At 72.6% G+C, this 23,362-nt stretch carries 20 protein-coding genes and 3 pseudogenes; 11 read left to right on the top strand and 12 right to left on the bottom strand.

What is annotated here, in order from left to right:
* The first annotated feature begins 15 nt into the window (after positions 1-15).
* From BFF78_RS09675 to BFF78_RS09665, 3 genes are all read left to right on the top strand, one after another.
* Positions 16-1,563, top strand: coding sequence for an acyl-CoA carboxylase subunit beta (locus BFF78_RS09675; protein WP_069777915.1), 1,548 nt, complete (start codon positions 16-18; stop codon positions 1,561-1,563).
* Positions 1,564-1,574: 11 nt separating this feature from the next.
* Positions 1,575-2,291, top strand: a complete 717-nt coding sequence (locus BFF78_RS43050; protein ID WP_107440866.1) for an acyl-CoA carboxylase epsilon subunit — start codon at positions 1,575-1,577, stop codon at positions 2,289-2,291.
* 124 nt (positions 2,292-2,415) lie between these two features.
* Positions 2,416-5,406, top strand: coding sequence for an AfsR/SARP family transcriptional regulator (locus tag BFF78_RS09665; protein ID WP_069777914.1), 2,991 nt, complete (start codon positions 2,416-2,418; stop codon positions 5,404-5,406).
* A 24-nt stretch (positions 5,407-5,430) separates the two neighbouring features.
* On the opposite strand, the gene BFF78_RS09660 is transcribed toward BFF78_RS09665, so the two are convergent.
* Positions 5,431-5,715 carry a hypothetical protein gene (locus tag BFF78_RS09660; protein WP_069777913.1) on the bottom strand — a complete coding sequence of 95 codons (285 nt, stop codon included), beginning with the start codon at positions 5,713-5,715 and terminating at the stop codon, positions 5,431-5,433.
* 206 nt (positions 5,716-5,921) lie between these two features.
* Between BFF78_RS09660 and BFF78_RS49520 the strand changes: the two genes are divergently transcribed.
* Entirely contained in the window at positions 5,922-7,847 is a 1,926-nt protein-coding gene (locus tag BFF78_RS49520; protein ID WP_069777912.1) for an AfsR/SARP family transcriptional regulator, read from the top strand.
* Positions 7,848-7,937: 90 nt separating this feature from the next.
* Here the strand turns inward: BFF78_RS49520 and BFF78_RS09650 are convergent, their stop codons facing one another.
* A complete protein-coding gene (locus BFF78_RS09650; RefSeq protein WP_069777911.1) occupies positions 7,938-8,177 on the bottom strand; it encodes a DUF6269 family protein in 240 nt (79 codons plus the stop codon).
* Between the two features lie 154 nt (positions 8,178-8,331).
* Here BFF78_RS09650 and BFF78_RS09645 point away from each other — a divergent pair, with 154 nt between their 5' ends.
* Positions 8,332-9,918 (top strand): tryptophan 7-halogenase, encoded by a 1,587-nt coding sequence (locus tag BFF78_RS09645; RefSeq protein WP_069777910.1) that lies wholly within the window; start codon positions 8,332-8,334, stop codon positions 9,916-9,918.
* A gap of 719 nt (positions 9,919-10,637) precedes the next feature.
* On the opposite strand, the pseudogene BFF78_RS09640 reads toward BFF78_RS09645, so the two are convergent.
* Positions 10,638-11,253, bottom strand: a pseudogene (locus BFF78_RS09640) (Dps family protein); the annotation flags it as partial.
* Between BFF78_RS09640 and BFF78_RS43045 the strand changes: the two are divergent.
* A pseudogene (locus BFF78_RS43045) lies at positions 11,251-11,734 on the top strand (SDR family NAD(P)-dependent oxidoreductase); the annotation flags it as partial. The pseudogenes BFF78_RS09640 and BFF78_RS43045 sit on opposite strands and share 3 nt — an antisense overlap.
* A gap of 243 nt (positions 11,735-11,977) precedes the next feature.
* The gene (locus BFF78_RS09635; protein ID WP_069783492.1) at positions 11,978-13,291 is read left to right on the top strand and encodes a PP2C family protein-serine/threonine phosphatase; all 1,314 of its coding nucleotides are present in this window, start codon (positions 11,978-11,980) and stop codon (positions 13,289-13,291) included.
* Positions 13,292-13,468: 177 nt separating this feature from the next.
* Here BFF78_RS09635 and BFF78_RS09630 read toward each other — a convergent pair whose 3' ends face one another.
* A complete protein-coding gene (locus BFF78_RS09630; RefSeq protein WP_227025793.1) occupies positions 13,469-13,816 on the bottom strand; it encodes an ANTAR domain-containing protein in 348 nt (115 codons plus the stop codon).
* 869 nt (positions 13,817-14,685) lie between these two features.
* On the opposite strand from BFF78_RS09630, the gene BFF78_RS09625 reads away from it, so the two are divergent.
* On the top strand, positions 14,686-16,461 hold the full coding sequence (locus BFF78_RS09625) for a SpoIIE family protein phosphatase (RefSeq protein WP_227025792.1): 1,776 nt from the start codon (positions 14,686-14,688) through the stop codon (positions 16,459-16,461).
* Between the two features lie 31 nt (positions 16,462-16,492).
* Here the strand turns inward: BFF78_RS09625 and BFF78_RS48125 are convergent, their stop codons facing one another.
* Positions 16,493-16,705, bottom strand: a complete 213-nt coding sequence (locus BFF78_RS48125) for a hypothetical protein (RefSeq protein WP_227025791.1) — start codon at positions 16,703-16,705, stop codon at positions 16,493-16,495.
* Positions 16,706-17,803: 1,098 nt separating this feature from the next.
* On the opposite strand from BFF78_RS48125, the gene BFF78_RS09615 reads away from it, so the two are divergent.
* The 3 genes from BFF78_RS09615 (at position 17,804) to BFF78_RS48120 (ending at position 19,675) form a co-directional block, all read left to right on the top strand.
* Positions 17,804-18,109, top strand: coding sequence for a hypothetical protein (locus BFF78_RS09615; protein WP_069777908.1), 306 nt, complete (start codon positions 17,804-17,806; stop codon positions 18,107-18,109).
* A 194-nt stretch (positions 18,110-18,303) separates the two neighbouring features.
* Positions 18,304-18,738, top strand: coding sequence for a DUF5994 family protein (locus tag BFF78_RS09610; RefSeq protein ID WP_069783490.1), 435 nt, complete (start codon positions 18,304-18,306; stop codon positions 18,736-18,738).
* Between the two features lie 109 nt (positions 18,739-18,847).
* Entirely contained in the window at positions 18,848-19,675 is an 828-nt protein-coding gene (locus BFF78_RS48120) for a DUF5994 family protein (RefSeq protein WP_227025790.1), read from the top strand.
* Between the two features lie 153 nt (positions 19,676-19,828).
* Here BFF78_RS48120 and BFF78_RS43035 read toward each other — a convergent pair.
* The 7 genes and pseudogenes from BFF78_RS43035 to BFF78_RS09585 form a co-directional block, all read right to left on the bottom strand.
* Positions 19,829-20,037, bottom strand: a pseudogene (locus BFF78_RS43035) (MmyB family transcriptional regulator); the annotation flags it as partial.
* A gap of 395 nt (positions 20,038-20,432) precedes the next feature.
* Positions 20,433-20,588, bottom strand: a complete 156-nt coding sequence (locus BFF78_RS46795; protein ID WP_099054840.1) for a DUF6131 family protein — start codon at positions 20,586-20,588, stop codon at positions 20,433-20,435.
* Positions 20,589-20,675: 87 nt separating this feature from the next.
* Positions 20,676-21,284, bottom strand: a complete 609-nt coding sequence (locus BFF78_RS09600; protein ID WP_069777907.1) for a hypothetical protein — start codon at positions 21,282-21,284, stop codon at positions 20,676-20,678.
* A gap of 28 nt (positions 21,285-21,312) precedes the next feature.
* Complete coding sequence (locus tag BFF78_RS09595; RefSeq protein ID WP_227025789.1) at positions 21,313-21,999, bottom strand: DUF6286 domain-containing protein; 687 nt, start codon at positions 21,997-21,999, stop codon at positions 21,313-21,315.
* Positions 22,000-22,051: 52 nt separating this feature from the next.
* Entirely contained in the window at positions 22,052-22,459 is a 408-nt protein-coding gene (locus BFF78_RS09590) for an Asp23/Gls24 family envelope stress response protein (RefSeq protein WP_079161239.1), read from the bottom strand.
* A complete protein-coding gene (locus BFF78_RS46790) occupies positions 22,456-22,623 on the bottom strand; it encodes a hypothetical protein (protein ID WP_165289356.1) in 168 nt (55 codons plus the stop codon). The genes BFF78_RS09590 and BFF78_RS46790 overlap by 4 nt, the downstream gene beginning before the upstream one ends.
* Positions 22,624-22,700: 77 nt before the next feature.
* Positions 22,701-23,186, bottom strand: a complete 486-nt coding sequence (locus BFF78_RS09585) for an Asp23/Gls24 family envelope stress response protein (protein ID WP_069783486.1) — start codon at positions 23,184-23,186, stop codon at positions 22,701-22,703.
* Positions 23,187-23,362: the final 176 nt, after the last annotated feature.

Raw genomic sequence — 23,362 nt, 5'->3', positions numbered from 1 at the left:
GCAAGGGAGTCGGCCATGACGATGCAGGAGCGGATCGCCGAACTCGACCGCATCCGCCACGAGATCCTCGACGGCGCACCGGCCGCGACCGAGGCGCAGCACGCCAAGGGCAAGCTGACGGCGCGGGAGCGGATCGAGCTGCTCCTGGACCCGGGGTCCTTCCAGGAGGTCGAGCAGCTGCGCCGGCACCGTGCGCAGGGCTTCGGCCTGGAGGCGAAGAAGCCGTACACCGACGGTGTCATCACCGGCTGGGGCACGGTCGAGGGCCGTACGGTCTTCGTGTACGCGCACGACTTCCGGATCTTCGGCGGCGCGCTGGGCGAGGCCCACGCCACCAAGATCCACAAGATCATGGACATGGCCATCGCGGCGGGTGCGCCGCTGGTCTCCCTGAACGACGGCGCGGGCGCCCGCATCCAGGAGGGTGTCTCGGCCCTCGCCGGCTATGGCGGCATCTTCCAGCGCAACACCAAGGCCTCGGGTGTGATCCCGCAGATCTCGGTGATGCTGGGCCCGTGCGCGGGCGGTGCGGCGTACTCGCCGGCCCTGACCGACTTCGTGTTCATGGTCCGTGAGACCTCGCAGATGTTCATCACGGGCCCGGACGTGGTCAAGGCGGTCACGGGTGAGGAGATCACCCAGAACGGCCTGGGCGGCGCGGACGTCCACGCCGAGACCTCCGGCGTGTGCCACTTCGCCTACGACGACGAGGAGACCTGCATCGCCGAGGTGCGGTACCTGCTGTCGCTCCTCCCGCAGAACAACCGCGAGGCTCCGCCCGCCGTCCCGGCCACGGACCCCGCCGACCGGCGCTGCGAACGGCTGCGCTCCCTGGTGCCGCTCGACGGCAGCCGCCCCTACGACATGCGCGAGGTCATCGCCGAAGTCGTCGACGACGGCGAGCACATGGAGGTCCACGAACGCTGGGCCACCAGCGTGATCACCACCCTCGCCCGGCTCGGCGGCCAGGTCGTCGGCATCGTCGCGAGCCAGCCCAGCTCCCTCGCCGGCGTCCTCGACATCCACTCCTCCGAGAAGGCCGCCCGCTTCGTCCAGCTCTGCGACGCCTTCTCGATCCCCCTGGTCACCCTCGTGGACGTCCCCGGCTTCCTCCCCGGTGTCGACCAGGAGCACGGCGGAATCATCCGCCACGGCGCGAAGCTGCTGTACGCCTACTGCAACGCCACCGTGCCGCGTATCCAGGTCATCCTGCGCAAGGCCTACGGCGGCGCGTACATCGTCATGGACTCCCGGTCCATCGGCGCCGATCTCTCCCTGGCCTGGCCCGCCAACGAGATCGCCGTGATGGGGGCCGAGGGAGCGGCGAACGTCGTCTTCCGCCGACGGATCGCCGGGGCGGAGGACCCCGACGCGATGCGACAGCAGCTCGTCAAGGAGTACAGGGCCGAGCTGATGCACCCCTACTACGCGGCCGAACGCGGCCTCGTCGACGACGTCATCGACCCCGCCGACACCCGCGTGGTCCTGGTGAAGTCCCTGACGATGCTGCGCACCAAGCACGCCGGACTACCCACCCGCAAACACGGCAACCCCCCGATGTGAGGAGCCCCCTGATGCCCCACACACCCGGCCCCACACCAGCCACACCCGCGACACTCGAAGGCCCGCCCGGCCCTGTGGTCGAGGGGGCGATCGGTGGTGTCTCGGCCGTACCCGCGGCGCTTGAAGGGCGGCTCGGTCCCGCGCATGAGGGCTTGCGCGGCCCAGTGGTCGAGGGGCTGCTCGGCGGTGTCTCGGCCGTACCCGCGACATTGGAAGGGCTGCCCGGCCCTGTGGTCGAGGGGTCGGCCGGTGGTGTCTCGGCCGTACCCGCGGCGCTTGAAGGGCCACTCGATCCCGCCCGTGAAGGGCCGCCCGGCCCGGTGGTCGAGATGTCGCCCGGCCGTGCCCCGGCCGCGCCCGTCACACTCGAAGGGCGGCTCGATCCCACCCGCGAAGTGCCGCCCGCCCTCGCGCTCGAGGCGCCGCCCGGTCGTGTCCCGGTCCCACCCGCGCCAGAGGCGTCGCCCGGCCCTGCCCCGGTCCAGCCCGCGCCAGAGGCGCTCCCGGTCGCGTCCGTGTTCGAAGGGCCGCTCGGGCCCGCCCTGTTCCGGGTCATCGGTGGCAACCCCACGCCCGAGGAGGTCGCCGCGGTGGCCGCGCTCGTCACCGCGCTTGCCGTGGGCCGAGCCGAAGGTGCCGGCGAGACGCCCGCCGGCCGGGAACCGGCGCCCGCCCGCTGGCACCGCCCCGCGGCCACGCCCCCGGCGTCCTGGCGGGCCCGCGCCTGATCACCTGCGCATTGGCAGCTTGCTGCCGCTCTCGTTGCGGCCCCTTGGGGCGGCTTGTTAGTCAGAAGAAGGCGGCGAAACGGGCCGTACGGTACGGCTGCGGCCGTCAGTTCGGGAGGCAGCGGTGCTTCAGGTGGTGTTCCGGATCCTGGGGCCGCTGGACATCAGCGCCGAGGGACGGCCCATGACCCTGCAGGGTGCCCGCCAGCGCACCATCATGTCGATGCTGCTGCTCGCCCCCGGACGGGTCGTCTCCGTCGACACCCTCGCCGACGCCGTCTGGCACGGCGAACCGCCCGCCACCGCCCGCAACCAGATCGCCATCTGCGTCTCGGCCCTGCGCAAGTCCCTCAAGACCGCCTTCGGCGTCGACGGCGTCCTCGTCACCAGCCACCCCGGGTACATGCTCTTCCCCGGCGAACACCGCATCGACGCCGTCGAGTTCGAGGAGCGGGCCGCCGAGGGGCAGGCCGCCGCCCGAAGGGGCGACCCGGAGGAGGCGCACGCCCACTTCGAGGAGGCCCTCGCGATGTGGCGCGGGCCCGCGCTGGCGGGCGTCACCGCCGAGCGCGTGGAGGCCGAGGCGACCCGGCTGACCGAGCTGCGCCTCGACGTGTACGAGCAGCTCACCGCCGTACGCCTGGAACTCGGCCAGCACGGCGAACTCGTCGCCGAGCTCGCCCGGTTCGTGCGCGACAACCCGCTGCGCGAACAGGCCGTCGCCCAGCTGATGCTGGCCCAGTACCGGTGCGGCCGGCGCGCGGAGGCCCTGGAGACCTACCGGGAGGCCCAGCGGCTGTTCGCCGAGGAGCTCGGCATCGACCCGGGCCCCGCCCTGCGGGAACTGCACGAGGAGGTCCTCGCCGACTCCCCGGCGCTGGTGCCGCCCCCGGAACAGGCCGCCGCCCTCGCACCGGCCACGATCGTGCCCGCCCATCTGCCGCCCGCCCCGGCCTCGTTCACCGGACGCCGGGACGAACTCGCCACCCTCGACCGGCTCCTGGACCACCTCGACGGGGCGGCCCTGCCGGTCGGCTCCATCACCGGCACCGGAGGCGTGGGCAAGACAGCCCTCGCCGTCCACTGGTCCCACCAGGTGGCCGCCCGTTTCCCGGACGGCCAGCTCTTCGCCGACCTGCGCGGCTACGACGAGGAGGAGGCGCCCCGCAAACCGAGCGCCGTCCTGGACCGGTTCCTGCGCGCCCTCGGGGTGCCGGGCCCGCAGATCCCCGCCGACCAGGTCGAGCGCACCGCGCTGTTCCGCAGTGTCCTGGGCGGGCGCCGGGTGCTGATCGTCCTCGACAACGCCCGCTCGTTCGCGCAGATACGCCCCCTGCTGCCCGGCACCTCCCGCTGCTGCGTCCTCGTCACCAGCCGCGACAGCATGGGCGGCGCCCTGGCCGGCGACTACGCCTACGTCCCCCTCCATCTGGGCTCCCTGGAACAGGACGACTCCATCACCCTGCTCTCCCGGGTCGCGGGCGACGACCGCTGCGCGGCCGACCCGGTCGGCGCGGCACGGCTGAGCGAGCTGTGCGACCGGCTGCCGCTGGCGCTGCGGATCGCCGCCGCGCGGCTCGCCGCCAAGCCCCACTGGACGGTACGGACCCTGCTGTCCCGCCTGGAGGACCAGCACCGCAGACTCGACGAACTCAGCATCGACTCCCGTGGCGTCCGCGCCGGCCTCCGGCTCAGCTACCGCGGTCTGCCCGCCGGCACCGCCCGCATGTTCCGGCTGCTCGGCGTGCTCAGCGTGCCCGAGTTCTCCGCGTGGACCGGCGCCGCCCTGCTCGACCTCGACCTCGTCGACGCCGAGGACCTCATCGAGCAGCTCGTCGACGCCCAGCTGCTCGAACCCGTCAGCGTCGGCGTCGGCCACGTCCGCTACCGCTTCCAGGACCTGCTGCGGCTGTTCGCCCGCGAACGTGCCCTGGAGGAGGACACCGACAGCGAACGCTGCGCCGCCGTACGACGCGTCAGCGGCACCTGTCTCGCCCTCGCCCGCGAGGCCCACCGCAGGATGTACGGCGGTGACTACACCGTCGTCCACGGTCCGGCACCGCTGCGGGAGCTGCCCGCCCATCTCGTGGACAGCCTGCTGGAGGACCCCATGGGCTGGTTCGAGACCGAGCGGCTCGCCCTCACCGCGCTCGTCGACCAGCTGTCCCGCGAGGACGAGTCCGCCCACGCCTGGGACCTGGCCGTCACCGCGGTCACCCTGTTCCAGAACCGCAACTACCTGGAGGACTGGCGGGACTGTGCCGAGGCCGCCCTGGCCGCGGCCCGCCGCACCGGCGACCGGCTGGGCGAGGCGGCGCTGCTGCAGTCCCTGGGCACCCTGGAGATCATCAAGTGGGACTTCGACTCCGCCCACGCACGGCTGCTGCCGGCCCTGCGGCTGTTCGAGGAGCTGGACCGGCACCAGGGGCGGGCACTCGTCCTGCGCAACCTCGCGCTGTGCGCACGCCACCGCTCTGACCTGGACGGCGCGCTCGCCCTCGGCCGCGACGCCCGGGAGCTCTTCCGCGAGGTCGGTGACCACTACGCGGAGGCCCATGTGCTGGGCCTGCTCGCACAGATCGAGCTGGAGCGGGGCGACGCGCAGGCCAGCCTGCTGCTGTCGTCGGAGGCGGTGGCCAAGAGCCGGGGACTCGGCGCGGCCCGTGGCGAGGCGCAGAGCACCGTACGGCTCGCCGAGGCGCTCATCCAGCAGGGGGACGGGGAACGGGCCGAGGCGGCCTGCCGGCGCGCCCTGGAGCTGGTGCTCGACAGCGGCGACCGGCGGGGCGAGGCGCATGTGCTGCGCGCGCTGGGGGAGGCACTGTGGTGCCAGGACAAGCTCGCGGAGGCGGAGACGGTGCTGCGGGACGCCATCGAGGCCGCCGACCAGGTGCCGGACCGGTACGTCCAGGCACGGGCGGCCCTCCTCCTCGGCTGTGTGCTGATGCTGCGCACCGACCGGGCCGGTGCCGCGGCGAGCCTGCGCAGCGCGGGTGAACTCTTCGCCGACGTCGGCGTGCGGCAGTGGCGGGACCGCGTGGACCAGCTGCTGGCGGCGCTCGCGCAGGACGAACCGGCCGACGCCGGCCTGCTGTTCGCCCTCGCCCGCCCCTGACGTGTGGCGGCGGTCGCCCGCCGGTCACGTCCAGGGGTCGTCGCGCAGCGGCGTGGCGGGGGCGGAGGTCCAGGGGTCGTCGCGTTGCACGACCTTCCGGGTCAGCGTCCAGGGATCGTCCGCGGCCCGCACCGACGTCACCCGGTGGCCCGCCCCGCCGCCGGCCGGCGCGTGGCCGGCGAGGGGGCTCAGGTCCTGCGTGGCGCCGAGCGCACCGACCGCGGCGAGCAGCAGCACGGCACCGGCCGCGAGCCGGCCCACCGGAGCGGTCGCGGCGGTCCTGCGGGCGGTGTGGAAGATGCGGTTCACGGGGTCCTCCTGGGGGTGATGTCCGGTGTCTTCGGGCGGTGCCCGGGGTGATGCCGAGAACGCTACGGAGCCACCGTTTTTCGCCGCTTTCGAAGCTGTTTCGCGGCCTCGAAATCGACCCGAGAGCGAGGAAAAACCGCAGGTCAGTAGCTTTTCGCGGCAGACGGCCCGGATCGCAGCGGGCCCGCGCACCCGCGGAGGCCCGCATGGAGTTCAGGATTCTCGGCCCCGTGTCCGCCGAACGCGACGGGCACCCCGTACCGCTCGACGGCGCCAAGCAGCGGGCCACGCTCGCCGTGCTGCTGCTCGCGCGGGGCGGGCTCGTCACGGACGAGCGGCTGACGACCCTGCTGTGGGGCTGGGACCCGCCCGCCACGAGCACCCGTCAGCTCTACACGTACGTCTCCCGGTTGCGCACCCGGCTCGGTCCCGGACTCCGACTGGTCCGGCACGGCAACGGCTACCGGATGGACCCGGGCGGGGCCGGCCTCGACTGGCACACCTTCCGCGAACTCGCCGACGCGGGCCGGGACCAGCTGCGCGCCGGGCGCTTCGCCGACGCCGAGCGCAGCCTCGCCGAGGCGCTCGCGCTCTGGCACGGGCCGGCCCTCGGCGACGTCACCGAGCAGCTCGCCCAGGCCGAGGGGCCACGTCTGGAGGAGGCCCGGCTCGCCACGCTCGAGGAGCACACCGAGGCGGCGCTCGCCCTCGGCCGCCACGAGGACCTCGTCCCCGCCCTCACCGGCCACGTCCGCAGCCACCCGCTGCGCGAGCGCCTGCGCGGCCAGCTGATGACGGCCCTGTACCGCGCCGGCCGGCAGGCGGACGCCCTCGCCGCCTACGACGAGGGCCGCCACCTCCTCAGCACCGACCTCGGCATCGACCCCGGCCCCGCCCTGCGCACCGTCCACCACCAGATCCTCACCGGCACCCTCCCGCAGCCGCAGGCCCCGGAACGCCCGCCGCACCCGGCCACCATGGCCACCGCGCCCCCGGTCACCACGCCCACCGCACCCCCCACCACGACGGCCCCCCACCACCCGGCCACCACGGCCACCCCGCCGCCGGCGACCGCACCCCGGAATACGGCCGACCGTGCCGTCCCGGCCCTCCTCCCCTCAGCGCCGGTCGACTTCGTCGGGCGGGACGCGGCGGTGGCGGAGGTGATCGGTGCGCTGCGGGGGCGATACGACGTCGTTGTGGCGGGGGCACCCGGCAGCGGGACGTCCGCGTTGGCGTTGCGGGTCGGTGACGTGTGCCGTGGGGACTTTCCCGACGGGCAGTTGTACGCGGATCTGCGCACCGGTGACGGCCGCCGGCGAGGGGCCCATGAGGTGCTGGGCTGGTTCCTGCGGGCGCTCGGGGCCGACGGCGACCGGCTGCCCGAGGGCGTCGACGACCGGGCGCTGCTCTTCCGCACGCTGGTCGCGGACCGGCGCCTGCTGATCGTCCTGGACAACGCCGCGGACGACACGCAGGTACGGCCGCTGCTGCCCGGCGGCGGCCCGAGCCGTACCGTCGTCACCGGCACCCACCCCACGCTCGCCTCGCTGGACGCGGTGCGACTGGTCACGCTCGGCGCCATGACCCCGGCCGAGGCGGCCGGACTCCTCGCGTCGGTCGCGGGCGCCGAACGGCTCGCCGCGGAACCCGAGGCGACCCTGCGCGTCGCCGAGTTCTGCGACCGGCTGCCGCTCGCGCTGCGCATCGCCGGCGTCCGGCTCGCCACCCGCCCGCACTGGCCGGTCGCCCGCCTCGCCGACCGGCTCGCGCCCGAGGAGCACCGCCTCGACGAACTGCGGATCGGCGCCCTCGACATCGCCGCCGGACTGCGCACCGCGCTCCACCCGCTCACCCCCGCCGTGGCCGGGGCGCTCGGCGTACTCGCGGCGACCGGTCCCTCCCGGCTGACCGCCCGGGACGCCGCCGCGCTGCTCGACCTCGCCCCGAGGTACGCGGAGGACCTGCTGGAGGAACTCACCGACGCCCGGCTGCTGACGGCGTCGCCGAGCGAGGACGAAGCCGGCGAGCCCTGCTACCGGCTGATGCCGCTGGTACGGCTGTACGCGCTGCGGCACTGCCCGACCGCGTCCCCGCACCGCCCGCACGACCGCCACCCGGCCGCGGCCTGAACCGGCGCGCCCCTCCGCCTCACCCTCCCGGCCCGGTGGCCGGCCCGCCCCTCCGACGGGCCGGCCACCGGGCTCCCGGCGTGTCACCGCTCAGCCGCACCCGCCCGCGTGCCCCTCGTCCAGTCCGTACGTGGCGACGTACCCGTTCCCCTCCGGCCCCCGCACGGCGAGCTCGTTCAGCGCGTCCACATAGGCCGCCAGCAGATCCGCCCACGGCGTCCCGGCATCGCGCAGCAGCAGCTCCTGGTCCAGCGCCGCGGAATTCTCGATTTCCGTCAGGTATTCCAGAGGGTGCCGGACCTGATTCGGGGAGTTCAGTTCGTCGTACATTTCTCCTCCTGTTCGTATCGGGTCCCTCTCAGGCCCCGCACAAACAGAGTGGAGTTCCCTTCTGTACGCGTTCTCCGGCCGTTCCGTATCCGCCGGTACAGAAGGAATACAGAGCAATACACAATGCATATGGAACGGCGTCGAGAATTCCCTCATGGACAGCCTGGACACAGCAGAAATCGTGGTCGTCGGCGGCACGCTCACCGCCTGGGCCGCCGCCGCCCGACTGGCCGCCGCGTTCGGCCCGGCGGTCGGCGTGACCGTGCTGGAAACCCCGCGGCACACCCCGGCGGCCGACGCGACCGGCCGGGTCGTGGCCCTGGACCCGCAGGTGCAGCGGGACCTCTTCGACCGGCTGGGCGTCCCGGAGGAGACCTGGATGCGTGCCTGCTCGGCGTCCTTCACGCTCGGCGTGCGGTATGTCAACTGGCGCACCGGGGGAGCGGCACAGCTCGCACCGCGGCCCCTGATCGGTCACGCACCGGATCGTTTCGACCGGCCCTTCGCGACCCTCCCCGAATGCGAGGAATTCCCGCTGTCGGAATTCTGGCGGCTGCGCCGCCGCACGGGCGAAACCGTCGAGCCGCTGGACCGTGCCTGTTTCCGTGAGCCACCACTGCTGGACGCCCGCAGATCACCACGCTGGCTGGACGGCAGGATCGCCGTACCTTACGGCTGGCACGCCGACGCCGAACTCCTCACGCGATTCCTGCGCCGAACCGCCGTACAGCGATTCGGAGTCCGCACCGCGCGGGGTGTGCCGCTGGACGCCGACCGGGACGGCGACGGCATGCTCACCGCCCTGCGCACCGCGGACGGCACCCGGCTGGCGGGAGACCTCTTCCTGGACTGCACCGGCCCGGCGAGCCTGCTGCTGAGCGGGGTGCTGCGCGAACCCTTCACCGGGGGGCACCCGCTCACCGACCGCACGGTCACCGTCAGCGTGCCCTACGACAGTGCCGTGGCCGGGATCGAGCCCAACGGCACCGCCACCGCCCTGCCGTTCGGCTGGGCCTGGCACCGTCCGCTCCCGGACCGGATCGGCGCCGGACTCGTCTGCGCGAGCGCGTGGACGGACGAGGAGCGGGCGGTGCGCACGCTGTGCGCCCTGTGGGGCCTGCGCCCCGGCGTCGCCGACGTCCGCGTCCAGCACCGGCCGGGCGGGGCCGCCCGCCGCGCCTGGGTGCACAACTGCGTGGCGCTCGGCTCGGCCGCCCGGTCCGCCGACCCGCTGGCCGACGACGGCCTCGTCGGCGTACTGCGCCAACTCGCCCGGCTGGTACGCGACTTCCCCGACCGGCGGCACCTGAGCGCCCCGGCGGACCGCTTCAACCGGGCCGCCGCGGCCGACGCGGCGGCGGCCGACGACCTGGCCCGGCTCCTGTACCGGGCCGCCCCGCGAGCGGACACGCCGTTCTGGCGGACGCACGGCGAACTGCCGCTGTCCGACGCCCTGTCGGCCTGTCTGGAGGGGCATCGCGCCGGGCTGACCCCCGAACCGGGCGAACTGCCGCTGCGGATGGTGCTGGCCGCCCTCGACCCGCGGGGCGGCCCGCCGCCGGCGGCGCTGGCGCACCGTACGGCCGCCCGCCGGGCCGCCGACGCCCACTTCACGCGGATCCGGCGCCAGCAGCGCATCCTGCTGGAAACCCTGCCCAGCGCCCACACCTACCTGCACCGCCTGCACACCCGCCGCTCCCCGGCCCCGGCCCTGGCGGGAGCCGGCCCGGCACGAACGTGAGGCCCTTCGGCAAGCGGCGGGTGAAGCCGGACGCGGAGGATCTTCCCGAGGCCCCCACAAGGTAGGACGCCTTGCGCGGGGTTCCCACCCAAGCGCGTGAGAAAATGTGGGATGTGAGAGCGTGCAGGGCGTGAGTGAGACACCCCCGAACACCCTGCAATACCGATTCGACGGGCCGGCCGAGGCCCCTGTGCTGATCCTGGGTCCCTCACTCGGCACGACCTGGCTCAGGTTGTAAAGACCGTCCGGGGGCGTCTACGCCAGTCCAGCGTGGGCACAGAATCGCAGGTCAGGGCCTCTTGGTCCGGGAGGGTCTGGCCAGTTGGTGATGGCTGTGTGATACACGGGTGATACGGCGAAGCTCCACCAAGGTCCGTCCCTGGCGGGAGCTCTGAGCGGATGCGTGAGACGGCGAAGCCGCACCGGAGCACTCCGATGCGGCTTTTCCGTGGGATCGAGCGCGATGGCTCGCACGCTGCGGTCGGTGCCTCGTGCGGTCCGCGTGTCTGTGGCTCTCCCGGGTGCTTGATTTGCAGACGCACCCACTCACTCGTCCGTGCGAGGGGTGCATCCTCTCCCAGCAGCAACGGAGATCGTCGACTTCCGGCTGCCCGCGGAGGCCGACCCGGTTCTCCGGGACAGCGGGGAGGCAGTGCCGCAGCGTGTGGGCGGCCCGGGGATCGTGCTGCGGTTGCCCGCTGCCCCGGCCGACAGCCCCGTCACGGTGCTCCGGCCGTCGGGCGTGCGGGCATCGTGGAATTCTTCGAGCTGTCTAGGGGGCGTCTGTGACCGGCGTGTCTTGGGCACGCTGCGTCGACCGCCGGTCGGGATGGTGCGTTGCTGGTACCGGGCCGGCCGGGTGTGTCTCGAACGGGGGCTATGCGACCAGGCGTCGTCACGGCTGTGACCGTCCGCGCGGTCCGGGCCTGGCCGGTGGCGAGGGTGCCACAGGCGCTCTCCAGGGTCGCCCGGACGAACCACTGGAACTGCTCCAGGTCCCGCAGCTGCTCGATGAGCAGGTCCTCGGTGTCGGTGCCGATGTCACCCGCCTCCTTGATCGCGGCGCGGACCGCTTCGATCACTCCCGTGTAGACGAGGTCGAGCGCGCCGAGGTGGGCGATGGCGTCGGCCCGGCCGAGGGAGTAGTCGTCCTACGTGCGCTCGGTGACGAGTGCGCCCGGCGTCCCCTGCGCGACGCCGCCCAGCGCGGCGATGCGTTCCGCCACGTCGTCGGCCATCTCTCTGACCCGGCCGACCTGCGGGCCGATCATCTCGTGGACGGCGATGAAGTGCGGCCCGACCTACGTTCCAGTGCACGTGCTTGAGGTTGGCATGCGTACTGTCGGCAGCCGCTCGCCTACGGCCCTGCGCGGCAGCCCATTGCGGGGCCGGGTCGCTGTGGCCACGGGGGCGGCGCGCGGCGTGGGCGAGGCACTGGTACGGCGCCTGGCCGCGGAGGCCATGCGGATCGCCCTGCTCGGTCGTGAGAAGGAGACGCTGTCCCAGGTGGCGGCGTCGCTGGCCATCATGACCGTCTGCATCGAGGCGGACGTGACCGATCAGACCGCGCTCGACCGTGCCGCGCGGCAGGTCGAGGAGCGGCTCGGAGCGGCCGGTGTCGTGGTGGCCAACGCCGGCATCGCTGTAGGCGGGCCTTTCAGCCGCACCGATGCCGAGCTGTGGCGACGCGTCGTCGACGTCAACCTGGTCGGGGCGGCGAACACCGCCAGGGGCCTTCCTTCCTCAACTCACCTTCGTGGTCGGCCGCATCACCCGGCGCGAACTACGGGAGGGATCGACCGACGAGCTTGGTGCCGATGTCGAAGTCCTCGGGGCGGGTGGCCGTGCCGAGGAGACGTCGGTCAGGCCCGAGACCTGAACTGCAACGGGGCCGGGAGGCGTCCAGAGGGTGCCCGACAGACAAGCCACGAGGCTCGGTAGGACCCCGGTAAGTACCTGCATGGGCCCTCGTGCCGTGCACGGCTTCAGTGCACTACCCGAGGAGTGGTTTCCCAGGACGGAAGCGGCCGTAGAGCCCCCAGGCGGGTAGGTGGTCGCCATGGACGAGGATGACGCGGACGCGGCGCTGCGAGCGGCGCTCGACCAGCTGGCGTTCGCCACCCGGAGCGCGGCGGCGCTGTCGAGCACGCTGGACGCGGTCGAGGGGCTCAGGCGGGTGTGCCGCGTGCTGGTGCCGGGGCTGGCCGACTGGTCCGCGGCCGATCTGATGGACGAGGACGGCGCCGTCGAGCGGGTCTGTGTCTCACACCGTGACCCCAACGCCGCCCTGACCGGCCTGACGGGACCGTTGCCGCCGGTGCCGGAGACGGCGACAGGCCCGCTGTCCCGGGTGCTTCGCGGCGCCGGCCCCCTGCTGTTGTCGGCCGGGCGGCTGCCGACCGCGCAGGAGGCGTCCGATCCGCTGCACACGGCAACCATGCAACCGTTCGCCCGACTCGGGGGAGACTCCGTGATCGTGGCACCCCTGCGGGCACGTCGGCGAGTGCTGGGTGCGCTGACCCTGGTCAGGGGCGAGGGACACCCGCCGTGGGGCGAGGCGGACCTGGCGCTGGTCGAGGACCTCACCCACCGCATCGCGCTGGCCCTCGACAACGCCAGGCTCTACGCCGAGACCCAGGCCGTCGCCGAGCGCCTCCAGCGCTCCCTGCTGCCGGACCTGCCCGTCGTACCGGGTCTTCGCGTCACCGCCCGCTACTCCCCGGCGCTTGCCACTGCGCAGATCGGCGGTGACTGGTACGACAGCTTCGTCCTGCCGGAAAGCGGTGACACCACTCTGATCATCGGCGACGTCACCGGCCACGATCTGCATGCCGCCGTGACCATGAGCCAGATCCGGAACATGCTGCGTGGCATCGCCTGCGACCGCCGGGAGCCCCCCGGCATGATCCTGCGCCGCTTGGACCTCGCAGTCGACGCCCTCTACAGCCACCGCACCGCCACCTGCGTGTACGCACTGCTCAAGGGCCGGGAAGGAGGGCCGTACCAGCTGGAGTGGGCGAGTGCCGGACATCCACCACCCCTGCTGGTCACTGCGGACGGCGACACCACCTACCTCTGGGAAGCACACGGCCTGCTACTGGGCGTCGACCCGCACGCCGAACGGCCCAGTGCCTGCCTGCCCCTGCCCGAGGGCAGCACCCTGCTGTTGTACACGGACGGTCTCATCGAACGGCGCGGCGAATCCATGGATCACGGCATGACCCGGCTCCGGCAGCACGCTGCCGCCCTGGTCGACCAGGACATCGACGAGCTGAGCGACGAGCTGATGAACGGACTCGTGGCAGGGGCCCACGACGACATCGCCCTGCTCGCCCTGCGACTGCCACAGTCGGACGAGGGCGTCTCGCCCTGAGGCCGAATGCTCGCCGTACGCGATGTAAGTCTGGGGTGGGACGTTTTGGTCAGGTGGGTTCGGGGACACGTTGGGCGGAGGTCGTGTCGCGTGCGGGTTCGGAAGTGAGCTGGCATTCCATTCGTCCGCCCGCCCTGCCGTCCGGCTCAGAACGCGGGCGGCAGAGCTGTGCTGCGTTCAGATGACCGTGCTCCGGCCAGTGCCTTGTTCAGAGCGGTGCGGATCTCGTCCGGCAGCTGTTCGCCGTGTACCCAGTCCACGATCAGTTCGGATACCTGCCGCAGTTTCGTAATTGGTGTGCTGTGAGACCTCTCGCAGCGCTTGGAATCCCTGCTCGGGACGCAGGCCACCGAGGGTGATGACCACGCCGATCGCTTGGTCGACCACGGTGTGGGAGACGACGGCCTCCTGCAGCTGACTGATTTCCGTCTGCAACTCGCTGATCTTGTTCAGGAGCAGTGTCCGTCCCGGAACCAAGTGCTCCTCGAGCCGCGTGAGGGTGCCGTTCCGAGAGTTCTCCATCATGATCACATCCCAGACCGCGGGTCTCCCGCCCGGGTCGCCGATGCCGTACGGAATTGTGAGGACGACAATTCGACTATTACCCCGGGTTGCTGTCTTCGTGCATCCCGTTCCACGGCGCGCAGCAGCCGGTGGAGCGGAGCTCACTCAGGGTTCACTCGGCCAGGGCGGCGGTCCCTGCCTTCGGACGATCAGTACCGCTCGGATCGCGGGATGTTCCGTTCGTGGTCGCGGGTGCCCGCGGGCGTGCATGATCCAGGCGAAAGACTGCTCGACCAGCAGACGCCGGGGCAGACGACCGTGCTTTCGGAGCGCATGAACCGCAGCCGGAAGAAGACGTCTTGACCGCGTCGTCTCAGAGCGTCCCGCCTCCCGGGGTCCTGCGCACGACCGGTCGCGGCTTTGTCCACGAAGAGGAGTGCCTGACGGACTGCAAGGATCCTGCGGGAGCGGATCACGGCTCACATGACCATACGATCGAGCGCCTGTCGTACATCGCGGCAGGGCATTCGGGTGTGGCGGAGCCGCTGACAGGATCGCAGTGGTGACGACCGACGACGATGCCCATGGCGTCGCCGATGGTGTGGCGGGTGGCGACGGCCAGTTCCGACTGGATGTGGATGGGCGTTCGAGACGGCGACCCCGCAGGGGAGGCCGGCCGCAGACTTCTCATCTCGGCGGTCACTCGTGCACGGTTGCGGTCGAGCGGTTCGCGTTCCACGGGCTGACGAAGCCGGTCGGGCGAGGGTGGCGACCTACTCGCGGGTGCGGGTACTCGAAGAGGAACCCATCAGGGTGCCGACGTCTCTGCGACCCGCCGGCCCGGGGGCCGCGGACCGCGGTGTGGTCTGTGCGGAAAGGACGGCGGTGACGTGACGGAGGGCCTGAAGTCCGGCGGAGAGCACGAGCGGCGGCTGTCCGCGGGGGAGTCGGCTCTGTGGCAGCAGGTGGTCGAGCAGCTGGGCACGGCCCTTGCAGTGATCGACCCGGCCGGGCGCATCGTCGCTGTCAACCCGGCCGCCGAGCGGCTTCTGCAGCGCGCAGCAGGGTCGGTGTACGGGCGGGATCTGCACGACCTGTGCCATCGCGACCCGGGAGGTGGCCTCGTCCCGCGGGAGCGCTGCCCGCTGCTGCGGGCACTGGCCGAGAGGCGTGCGGCACGCGGGGACGACGACAGGTGCCTGCGTGGTGACGGGCGGCTGGTCCCGATCTCCTGGTCGGCCACACCCCTGGCGGACGACGTCTCCGGCGTCTGCCTGGGCATGGTCGTGCTGATCGTCGAGACCGCGGCGGACCGCCGTGCCGGTAGGGAACGAGCGGAACGCGCCGAGCGGTCGGAACGGGTGGAACAGGCGGAACGAGCGGCTCATACGAGCGCGCTGGAGAGTCTCGCCGAGCGGTTGACACTCGTCGCGGAGATCACCGACGTGCTCGGTCAGACCCTGGAGGTGGACGAGGCCCTCGCCCGGTTGAGCCGCGTCCTTGTCCCCCGCCTCGCCGACTGGGCCGCGGTGGACCTGCGGGTCGGCTCTCGTCAGGTGCACCGAGTGGCCGTGACCGGTCCGGAGGGCCGTGCAGCCGGGCAGGAGGACTGGCGCGGTCATCTGCCCCCGGTCGGGGAGGCGACCCACTCGCCCCTGGTCCGGGTACTGAACGAAGGCGCTCCCGTCCTGCAGGAGCGGGTGGACCTGGACGCACCGCCCGACTCACCGCTGGCCGCCGTCCACGACGCGTTCCTCGGAGCAACCGGCGCGGCATCCGCCATCACGGTGCCGCTCGGCAGCGGACGGCAGGTCACCGGTGCGCTGACGCTGGTGCGCACCGACCCGGCACGGCCCTTCGACACCGGCGATCTCGACGTGGCCGGCGACATCGGTCGCCGGGTCGGTGTGGTCATCGACAACGCGCGCCGGTTCGGCCGGCAGCGCGCGGTCGCCGAGGCCATGCAGCGCAACCTCCTTCCCCCGCTGCCCGCGCACGGCCGGTTCCAGCTGGCCGCCCGGTACCAGCCCGCTCCGCCCGGCTCCCAGGTCGGTGGTGACTGGTACGACGCCTTCGCGCTGAGGGACGGCACGCTCGCCCTCGTCATCGGCGACGTCGTCGGGCACGATCTGACCGCCGCGGCCGGCATGGCGCAGCTGCACGGCATCCTGCGCTCCCTCGCCTGGGACCATGCCGAGCCGACCGGTGCCGTCGTGGACCGCCTCGACGACGCCCTGCACGCCATCACCATCGTGCGGATGGCCACCCTCGTCCTCGCCCGGGTGGAAGGTCCGGACACCGGCCCCTGGACGCTGCACTGGACCAGTGCGGGGCACCCGCCGCCCCTGCTGCTGACCCCCGACGGGAACGCGCAGTACCTCGAAGCCGGGCAGGGACTCATACTCGGAACCGACCCGTGCGCCGGCAAACCTCGCCCGAGCGCCGCCCACGCGCTGCCGCCGCGGTCCACGCTACTGCTCTACACCGACGGCCTGATCGAAGTCCCCGGCAGCGGCTTGACCAGAGGGCTCAGCCGACTGCGTCGCCACGCTCTCGCCCTCGCCCACGAACCTCTGGACACCTTGTGCGACCAGCTGGCGGCCCGGACGCCCCCGGGCAGCACGGACGACGTCGCCCTTCTCGCCCTGCGCCTGCCCGTGCCCTGACCGGGCCGAGGCGGTGATGGGGCGCGGCTGCTCACGTCCCCGGAGCAAGCGCCAGAATGCGGAACGGACCGGGCGACACTGCCTGAAGGCTGTCGTCTCCGGCGTACCGCCAGCCCCAGGACCGCATTGTCTCGACGGTCCTGCTGTCCCGGACGTCCACCAGTGCGACGCCGAGCGCGGCGAGGTGGTCGGCGAGCAGTCGCCGGGCGAGGTTCCAGACATGGTCCCGGTACTCCCGGCGCACGCGAGGCGGGACGACGATCCCGGAGACGACGAAGAGCCGCCCGGAGGCGGCGCGGCGAAGCAGACCTCCCCGGACGTGCCCGTCGAAGCCCGCCCACCATGGACCCGAGCCGCCCGTGGAGAAGCCATAGGCGTAACCGGTCAGGACGGTGGTCTCCGCGATCAGCAGCGAGAACCCCGGCCGTCGTGCGTCGGCCGTGAGATGGCTCAGAAAGAGGCCACGTGCCTGATTCCACGCTCGCGGGTCGCCACCGGAGGTTTCCGCGTACAGGTCGCCCAGCTCCTGCAGACGGTCCGCGACCTGACCACGCGTCAGCCGATGGATCCGATCTGCAATCTGGGGCGAGGACGTGCGCTCCCTCTGCGGCGGGCCCTGTGCGCGGGTACGCGGCCTGCCCCGTGCGGGCCGGAGCGCGGGGAGGGCCAGGGGTCGTCGGGGGGAGCACCTGCGCGGTCATGGCCAACCCTGCCCCCGGGCGCGGACGAAGGCCGCCCCGGCGTCGTCGATCCCCGAGAACGGCACCGGTGCCTGAGGCGGTACGCGGCGTGCCCTCAGTGTGTCCACCGTACTCCCGGCCGGGCTCGCCCCGGCGGCCCGGCGGTCGCCGGCACCGGGAACGGCGCCGACCGTCCGCGTGCGGTCGTTGTCCTCCGGCCCAGGCCGGCTCGCGTGGTCATCGGGCTCGGCCGGGCGATCGGCAGGCGGCCGGCCGCCCGGCCGGTCATGGGACGCACGGCCACCCGTACCCGGCATACCCTGCAGAGGGGGCTGCCGTGGAAACGCGACGCAGGCCCCCCACACCGTCGCCCACCTGCGTCGGGCAGCGACCCGAATCGTGGTTGGTGCACGTTTCGCACTCGTCGCCTGTCGGGAGGTCCGTATGGAGCAGCTACCCCGCCGGTCGCGAAGGAGGAACCCGGCTCCATCTCACCCTCGACACCGCGCACGCCGTGGAACCCGCACGCTCCGGCTCGCGACCAGCAAATCGACAGAGCACGCGCACGCTCACGCCGACGAGGTGCGACCCGGATCCGCGAGTCCACGAGGATCCGCCGGCGTGTCCGTCCCCCGCGACCGTGACCCCGGAGAACCACAGCCATGACAAGACTCCGCGAACGCAAGAACAACCGGGAGGCGGTCCTGCGATCCCTCTACGGGGCCGTCGAACGCAATCGCCCCGAGGTCAGCGGATCGGTACTCCGCGCCGAGCTGGGCCTGCCCGACGAGGACCTCTCCGCCGCCTGCGCCTATCTGGCCGACGAGGGACTGATCAGCGTGGACTGGACCTCACACCGGACCCCTGCGGCTGTCTCGCTGACGCACGAGGGCATCCGCCTGATGGAGGAGCTGGAGGAAGAACAAGGGGAACAGGGGAGGGCAGAGAAGACGGAGCCGGACGGCTGACCCGGCCGCTTCTCCTGGGCTCAGGTGTAGCCTGACCGTACCGAGAGCTTTTCGCGCAGCGCTTCCGGCGGTGCCGTTCCCGGCGAGGGACGAAACGGGCAGTCGTCCTACGGCTCCCGGGACGGGACCGGACCATGGAACCCAGCAGTACGCCGGCTGAAGACGCGTCCGGTGCCGACGCGCACACGTACCGCATGCCTCTGCCCCGCCTGACCCTCACCCCGGACGTCAGCCACGGCCCGCTGGACGGGGCCTGGTGGCCGCGCTGCGACGCGCTGGAGCTCGAACTTCCCTCGCTTGTCGACTTGTTGGAGCCGGATCCGGGGGCCGTGATACGGGTCACCGTGGACCCCGCCGGGTGGCCCGACACCCCGCACACGGTCATGGCCCCAGGCCGGGTGATCGCCGTGGAGCCGACCGGACCCGGAAGCGACGCGCACGTCATCACCCTGGACTGCGGCACCGTGGGACGCTGGGTGCTCCTGGTCGTCCCGCCCGAGGAGCCAGCCGGAACAGCCGTCCGGCTGCTGGCCGCCGCTGCAGACCCGGAGAACCCACTGACCGCCGCGAGCATGCTGGCGCTCGCCGATGCGGGTCGCCCGGTGGGCGCGGCCGGGGAGGCGGAATGAGGCACGGGGCCCCTTGGGAGCCCGCGGCAGGGACGACCGGCCGGCCTCAACCACCATCCTCGCGTGAGCCGTTGCCCACTCTGAATGACACTTCTGCGCTCTTCGAGGAGTGCCGCATCGTCCGCAAGGCGAACTGGACACGCAATCCGCGGCACCACTGGTCCGCGCCCTGGCCGAGGCCCGAGCGGCCCGGCCCGGACGGCTCTTCCTGATCGTGGACCTGAGCGAGGTGACCTTCTCCGACTCCAGCATCCTGTCTGCGCTGTGCGAGGCGTGGTCCGACTGCCGCGCCCGGCGCGGCTGGGTACGCATCGTGTACGACAACCACACGACCGACCTGGTCTTCCGCCACACCGGCCTGCTCGACCGCTTCCCCGCCTACGCGAACGCACAGGACGCCTGGGAGGGACGAACGGCCGACGCCGCACTCCGCCTCCCCCGCGAGCGCGCTGCCGGCCGCCGGGGCGCACCGCCCGGCCGGGGACCACATGCCGCGCCGAACCACCCGACAGGACACCTCATGAGCGACCAGCTACGGCGCCCGCCACCGGCCCCGCCCCTCCTTCGCCTGTACCTCGCGCCCGAGAGCACCGTGCCACGCCGTATCGACGGGGCCTGGTGGCCGCGAACCTTCGACCTCCTGGCGGAACTCCCATCACTGCTCTCCGGCCTGCCCCGCGCCTGGGGCCAGATCGTCAGTGTCCTGGTGAACGGCACAGGGTGGGTGGGGGCCCCGGGCCGCATGCTCGTCTGCAACCAGGTCGTCCGGCTGCGCAGGACCGCCACGGCGCGCACGCCGAGCACCATCGTGCTGATGGCCCCCGCCCATGGGCGCCGGGATCTGCTGGTCGTGCCACCGGAGACCACCGAGCGGGCCGCGGAATCGCTCGTGTCCGCAGTGGGACTGACGCCGGAGCAGGGTCACTTCGCGAGCTGAGTGCGTGGGTCCGGCCCGTCCGGCGGCACGGGCAGGCACACCCGGCGAGGATGCGCTCGGTTCGTGGGTGGACGCCGGCCGGCTGCGGGCGAGGCTTCTTCCGGCGCAGCCCTGCGCGCGATGCGGTGCAAGGTCTGGGACGGGTATGGCGGCTTACGGCTGTTGACCGGTGCCCCTCGGGGTGTGCGCGGGGCGTTGCGGCGGCCTCGGCGCGGTCATGTCGAGCAGGAGAAGGGCGTCGTGGTCGGGGGTGCCGGGTCCGGTGATGTAGACGCCGATGCGCTGGCCGGGTGTGCCTTCCACGTGCGGGGACTGCGAGGTGAGGGTGACCGTGCCGACCTGGGGTGGTGGAAGGTCTTGTGGGGGCGCCCGTCCCGAGCCGGACCGTGCGCCACCCGCCCGCACCCCGACGTGCCTCGTCGACGGATGGGACGGAGAACTGCTCGGCTGCTCCCTGTCCGAGCATGGGCGTCACTCAACTCCTGCACGGGCGCAACACAACGCGGGACGCTTCGATCTGGCCTGGCTGTACCAGCCCCAGACGGAGAAGGTCTGCCATGTCATCCCCCCGACACCATCCGTGAGGTAACCGAACGCCACTTCGCCATCGACCAGAAGACATTTCAGGCCGAGAACGAGGCACGTAGGTTGAGCCGGGCCCCCACTCGCCGATTCGAGTGCGAACATCTGGTGGGGGCCGCGCCGACTGTCGGCCTGCCTGCTGCCTGGGTCACTGCCTTTCGGTGCCCGACCCCGATTACCAGTAGTGGCGTCGACCGGCGACGGCGTGTCCCATCGCGCCGAGGATCCACAGGATGGCTCCGACGACCAGCAGGATGATCCCGATGGTCCACAGGATGGACAGGCCGGTGAGGAAGCCGACGACGAGCAGAATGATGCCCAGGACGATCATGATCTCTCCTGTGGGGAAACGGTGCCGGCTCCCTTGCGAACTGCGAGGATTCGCAAGGGCGTTGCAGTGGAGCGGCTGGTCTCCTCCTCACTCCACGCGGTGTGGTCTGTGGCGGGTGACCTGTAGGCGGACCTCGGTGGGCGGGTCAGGGAGGCCGGTGGACCGGCGAGCGGTGCTGAGCGGGCCGTCGCAGAGGGCGGCGAGAGTGGCGCCGGGCGCTCCCTCGGGGGTGAGGGTGAGCGTGATGCGGGTGCGGTGGTGGCCTGGTCGGCCGGTTATGCGTACGGCCGCGTCGTCGACACCTGGCAGGGCACCGGACTCGGCTGCGATCGCGTCGCTGAGTGCGCGGTCGCGCAGTTCGACACCCTCCTGCGGTGGTGTGCCGCCGACGGGCAGGGAGCCGGGGCGGCGTCGGCTCAGCTGGGCGAGCAGCCACCACAGGGCGAGCAGGGCGGTGAGGACGAGGGCGGCGATGACCGCGGGCCACCACCACCAGCCCTGGCTGCTCCAGCGGGTCCGGTCGGCGGAGCCGAGCAGGACGTCGGCCGGACCGGTAAGGGGCCAGCCGGCGGGCGGGACCAGATCATGCCGCCGGTAGAGGTCGAGCCCGGCGAAGAGGATCAGCAGTCCGCCGCCGAGCAGAACCAGTCCTGCGAGCGCCAGCAGACTGCGGTTGAGTGCGGGTCGCGGCATCATGGCGGGCTCCGGTGCTGCGGGTCTTCTGTCAGTCGGTGCGTCGCCGTACCTGTACGACGATGCGGGGAGGACGAGCGAGGGCCAGCTGGTCGCGTTCCTCGCCGAGGACGGCGGTGAGGTCGTCCTTCACCCGCTGGGGGTCGCGGAAGCGGACGTCCGCGCGGGCTTTGACGCGGTGGCGGCCTACCAGGACGCGTGCCGCGCTGACGCCGGGGACTCGCATCGCGGCGTCACGCAGCAGACCGGCGGCGCCGTCGCGGTCCAGGAAGGCCCGCAGCCGGGGGCAGCCGACGGGGGAGCGAAGGGGGAGCAAGCGACGCTGACCGGGGGTGAGGGCCAGGGCGATCAGCCAGACGCCGACGGCGGCGGCCACGGCGGCTCCCGTCAGCATCCACACGTCGTCCACCGGGCGGGTGGCCAGTTCGTCGGCCAGGTGCCGTCGCCAGGCCGTCGCCGGACGTCCCGCCCGCACGGCGACGACGTCGACCAGCGCCGCGACCGCCGCAACGAGGATCACCGAGGCGACCAGTGCCGCCGTGATGCGACGTGCGGACCACTTGCGGTGTGTTCGGTGCCCTCTGCCGCGCTCACCGGGTGGGAGGTCCGAGGTGGGCACGTCGCGATCGGGCGGGTCAGGCTCCTTGGCCAGCGGTACGGCGCCACCCCGCGCGGACGGCGCGCCGTTGCGGCCGGGAGGACCGGGATCGGGTGTCATCGCGATCGCCCTTCCTCCACGACGTGCTGTGCGACCGGGGCCGCGTGGCCGCTCACTGGACCCGCCCCCGGCCAGCATCGGCGGCGGTCACCAGCCGCCGGACGGTGAGAAGGACCTCTCCCACCCGCAGGCCGGTCAGGTGAGCGACCCGTTCGGCGACGTCCTGCTGGATCCGCTCGCAGACACGGGGGATGTCGGTGGGGTAGGGCAGGTCCATGGTCAGGTGTAGGCGCACGGACCCGGTAAGGACCGCGGCGGAGGCGTGGGGTGCTGCCGGTCCGCCGCGGCCGGGAGGTACGGCGGCGCGCCGGTACTGGGCCGCGCGTGCGGCTTGGGCGGCGATACGGGCGACCACCCTGTCGGGAATGACGGTGGCGCCCCGCTCGGCCGGGGGCGGCAGCCCAGCGGCTGGCGCCGGCGGCCTCGACCCCTCGCCCGGGGGAGCGGGCCGGGTCCTCACCGCTGCCTCCGTATCCGGAGGTCGAGGTCGCCCTGTACGACGAGGCCGACGATCAGCCCCGCCGCGCCCAGAACCAGTACCAGCAGAAAGGCCCAGAAGCCGCCGAAGTAGCCGGCGAAGCCGAGGGCCATGCCGGCCGCGAGGCCCGTCGTTGCTGTGTTCATCTCGCACTCACCCGTCTCGCGCAGGGGGCGTCGCCGTGCGCGCGATCATCCGCGCCCACCAGGGGCGCGGCGGTGGATCACCTCACGCGGCCCTCGTCCGGTTGGGCTTCTTCCTCCTCGTCGGGCAGGTGGACGTCGTCGACGGCGATGTTCACCTCGACGACCTCCAGGCCCGTCATCCGCTCCAAGGCGCTGATCACACCGGTGCGCACGTCGCCCGCGACGTCGACGATGGAGACGCCGTACTCGACGACGACGTCCAGGTCCACGGCGGCCTGACGCTCGCCCACCTCGACCTTCACTCCTCGCGTGACGGCCCCGCCTCCGCCCCCGGGAACGCGTTCCCGCATGGCGCCGAAGGCGCGCGCCATCCCCGCTCCCAGGCTGTAGATGCCCGGTACCTCGCGGGCCGCCATGCCCGCGATCTTCGCCACCACACCGTCCGCGATGGTGGTCTTCCCCCGTGTCTCGGCCGGAGCCCCGGCCCCCGTGCGGCCCTTGAGCGCGCTCACGCCCGCCTCGGGCCCGCTGCCCCCGCCGACGCTGGTGATGTCGTTCGTCATGGCGGTCGCCTCGATCGGTCCCTCGGACACCGGTGCGATGCCCTTCGAATGATTGGACATATCGGGCGACGCGTTCCTCACACATATCACCTGTGACGTGCATCACATATGGCCGGTCGGGTACGCGGACGGTCCGAGCCTTGCGAGGGGCGTCATGGTCGAAAGCGCTGTTACCC

Source organism: Streptomyces fodineus (assembly GCF_001735805.1).
Lineage (GTDB): Bacteria > Actinomycetota > Actinomycetes > Streptomycetales > Streptomycetaceae > Streptomyces > Streptomyces fodineus.
Note: the sequence above shows the minus strand (reverse complement) of the source record. Positions and strands in the feature narration are given on the sequence as shown.

Excerpts from the sequence above, each read along its gene's own strand:
- BFF78_RS09675 (WP_069777915.1), top strand. The coding sequence starts at position 16 with ATGACGATGCAGGAGCGGATCGCCGAACTCGACCGCATCCGCCACGAG.
- BFF78_RS09630 (WP_227025793.1), bottom strand. The coding sequence starts at position 13,816 with ATGATGGAGAACTCTCGGAACGGCACCCTCACGCGGCTCGAGGAGCAC.
- BFF78_RS46790 (WP_165289356.1), bottom strand. The coding sequence starts at position 22,623 with ATGAACACAGCAACGACGGGCCTCGCGGCCGGCATGGCCCTCGGCTTC.
- BFF78_RS09645 (WP_069777910.1), top strand. The coding sequence starts at position 8,332 with ATGGACAGCCTGGACACAGCAGAAATCGTGGTCGTCGGCGGCACGCTC.
- BFF78_RS09595 (WP_227025789.1), bottom strand. The coding sequence starts at position 21,999 with ATGACACCCGATCCCGGTCCTCCCGGCCGCAACGGCGCGCCGTCCGCG.
- BFF78_RS09650 (WP_069777911.1), bottom strand. The coding sequence starts at position 8,177 with ATGTACGACGAACTGAACTCCCCGAATCAGGTCCGGCACCCTCTGGAA.
- BFF78_RS09585 (WP_069783486.1), bottom strand. The coding sequence starts at position 23,186 with ATGACGAACGACATCACCAGCGTCGGCGGGGGCAGCGGGCCCGAGGCG.
- BFF78_RS46795 (WP_099054840.1), bottom strand. The coding sequence starts at position 20,588 with ATGATCGTCCTGGGCATCATTCTGCTCGTCGTCGGCTTCCTCACCGGC.
- BFF78_RS09600 (WP_069777907.1), bottom strand. The coding sequence starts at position 21,284 with ATGATGCCGCGACCCGCACTCAACCGCAGTCTGCTGGCGCTCGCAGGA.
- BFF78_RS09610 (WP_069783490.1), top strand. The coding sequence starts at position 18,304 with ATGCCTCTGCCCCGCCTGACCCTCACCCCGGACGTCAGCCACGGCCCG.
- BFF78_RS49520 (WP_069777912.1), top strand. The coding sequence starts at position 5,922 with ATGGAGTTCAGGATTCTCGGCCCCGTGTCCGCCGAACGCGACGGGCAC.
- BFF78_RS09615 (WP_069777908.1), top strand. The coding sequence starts at position 17,804 with ATGACAAGACTCCGCGAACGCAAGAACAACCGGGAGGCGGTCCTGCGA.
- BFF78_RS09635 (WP_069783492.1), top strand. The coding sequence starts at position 11,978 with ATGGACGAGGATGACGCGGACGCGGCGCTGCGAGCGGCGCTCGACCAG.
- BFF78_RS43050 (WP_107440866.1), top strand. The coding sequence starts at position 1,575 with ATGCCCCACACACCCGGCCCCACACCAGCCACACCCGCGACACTCGAA.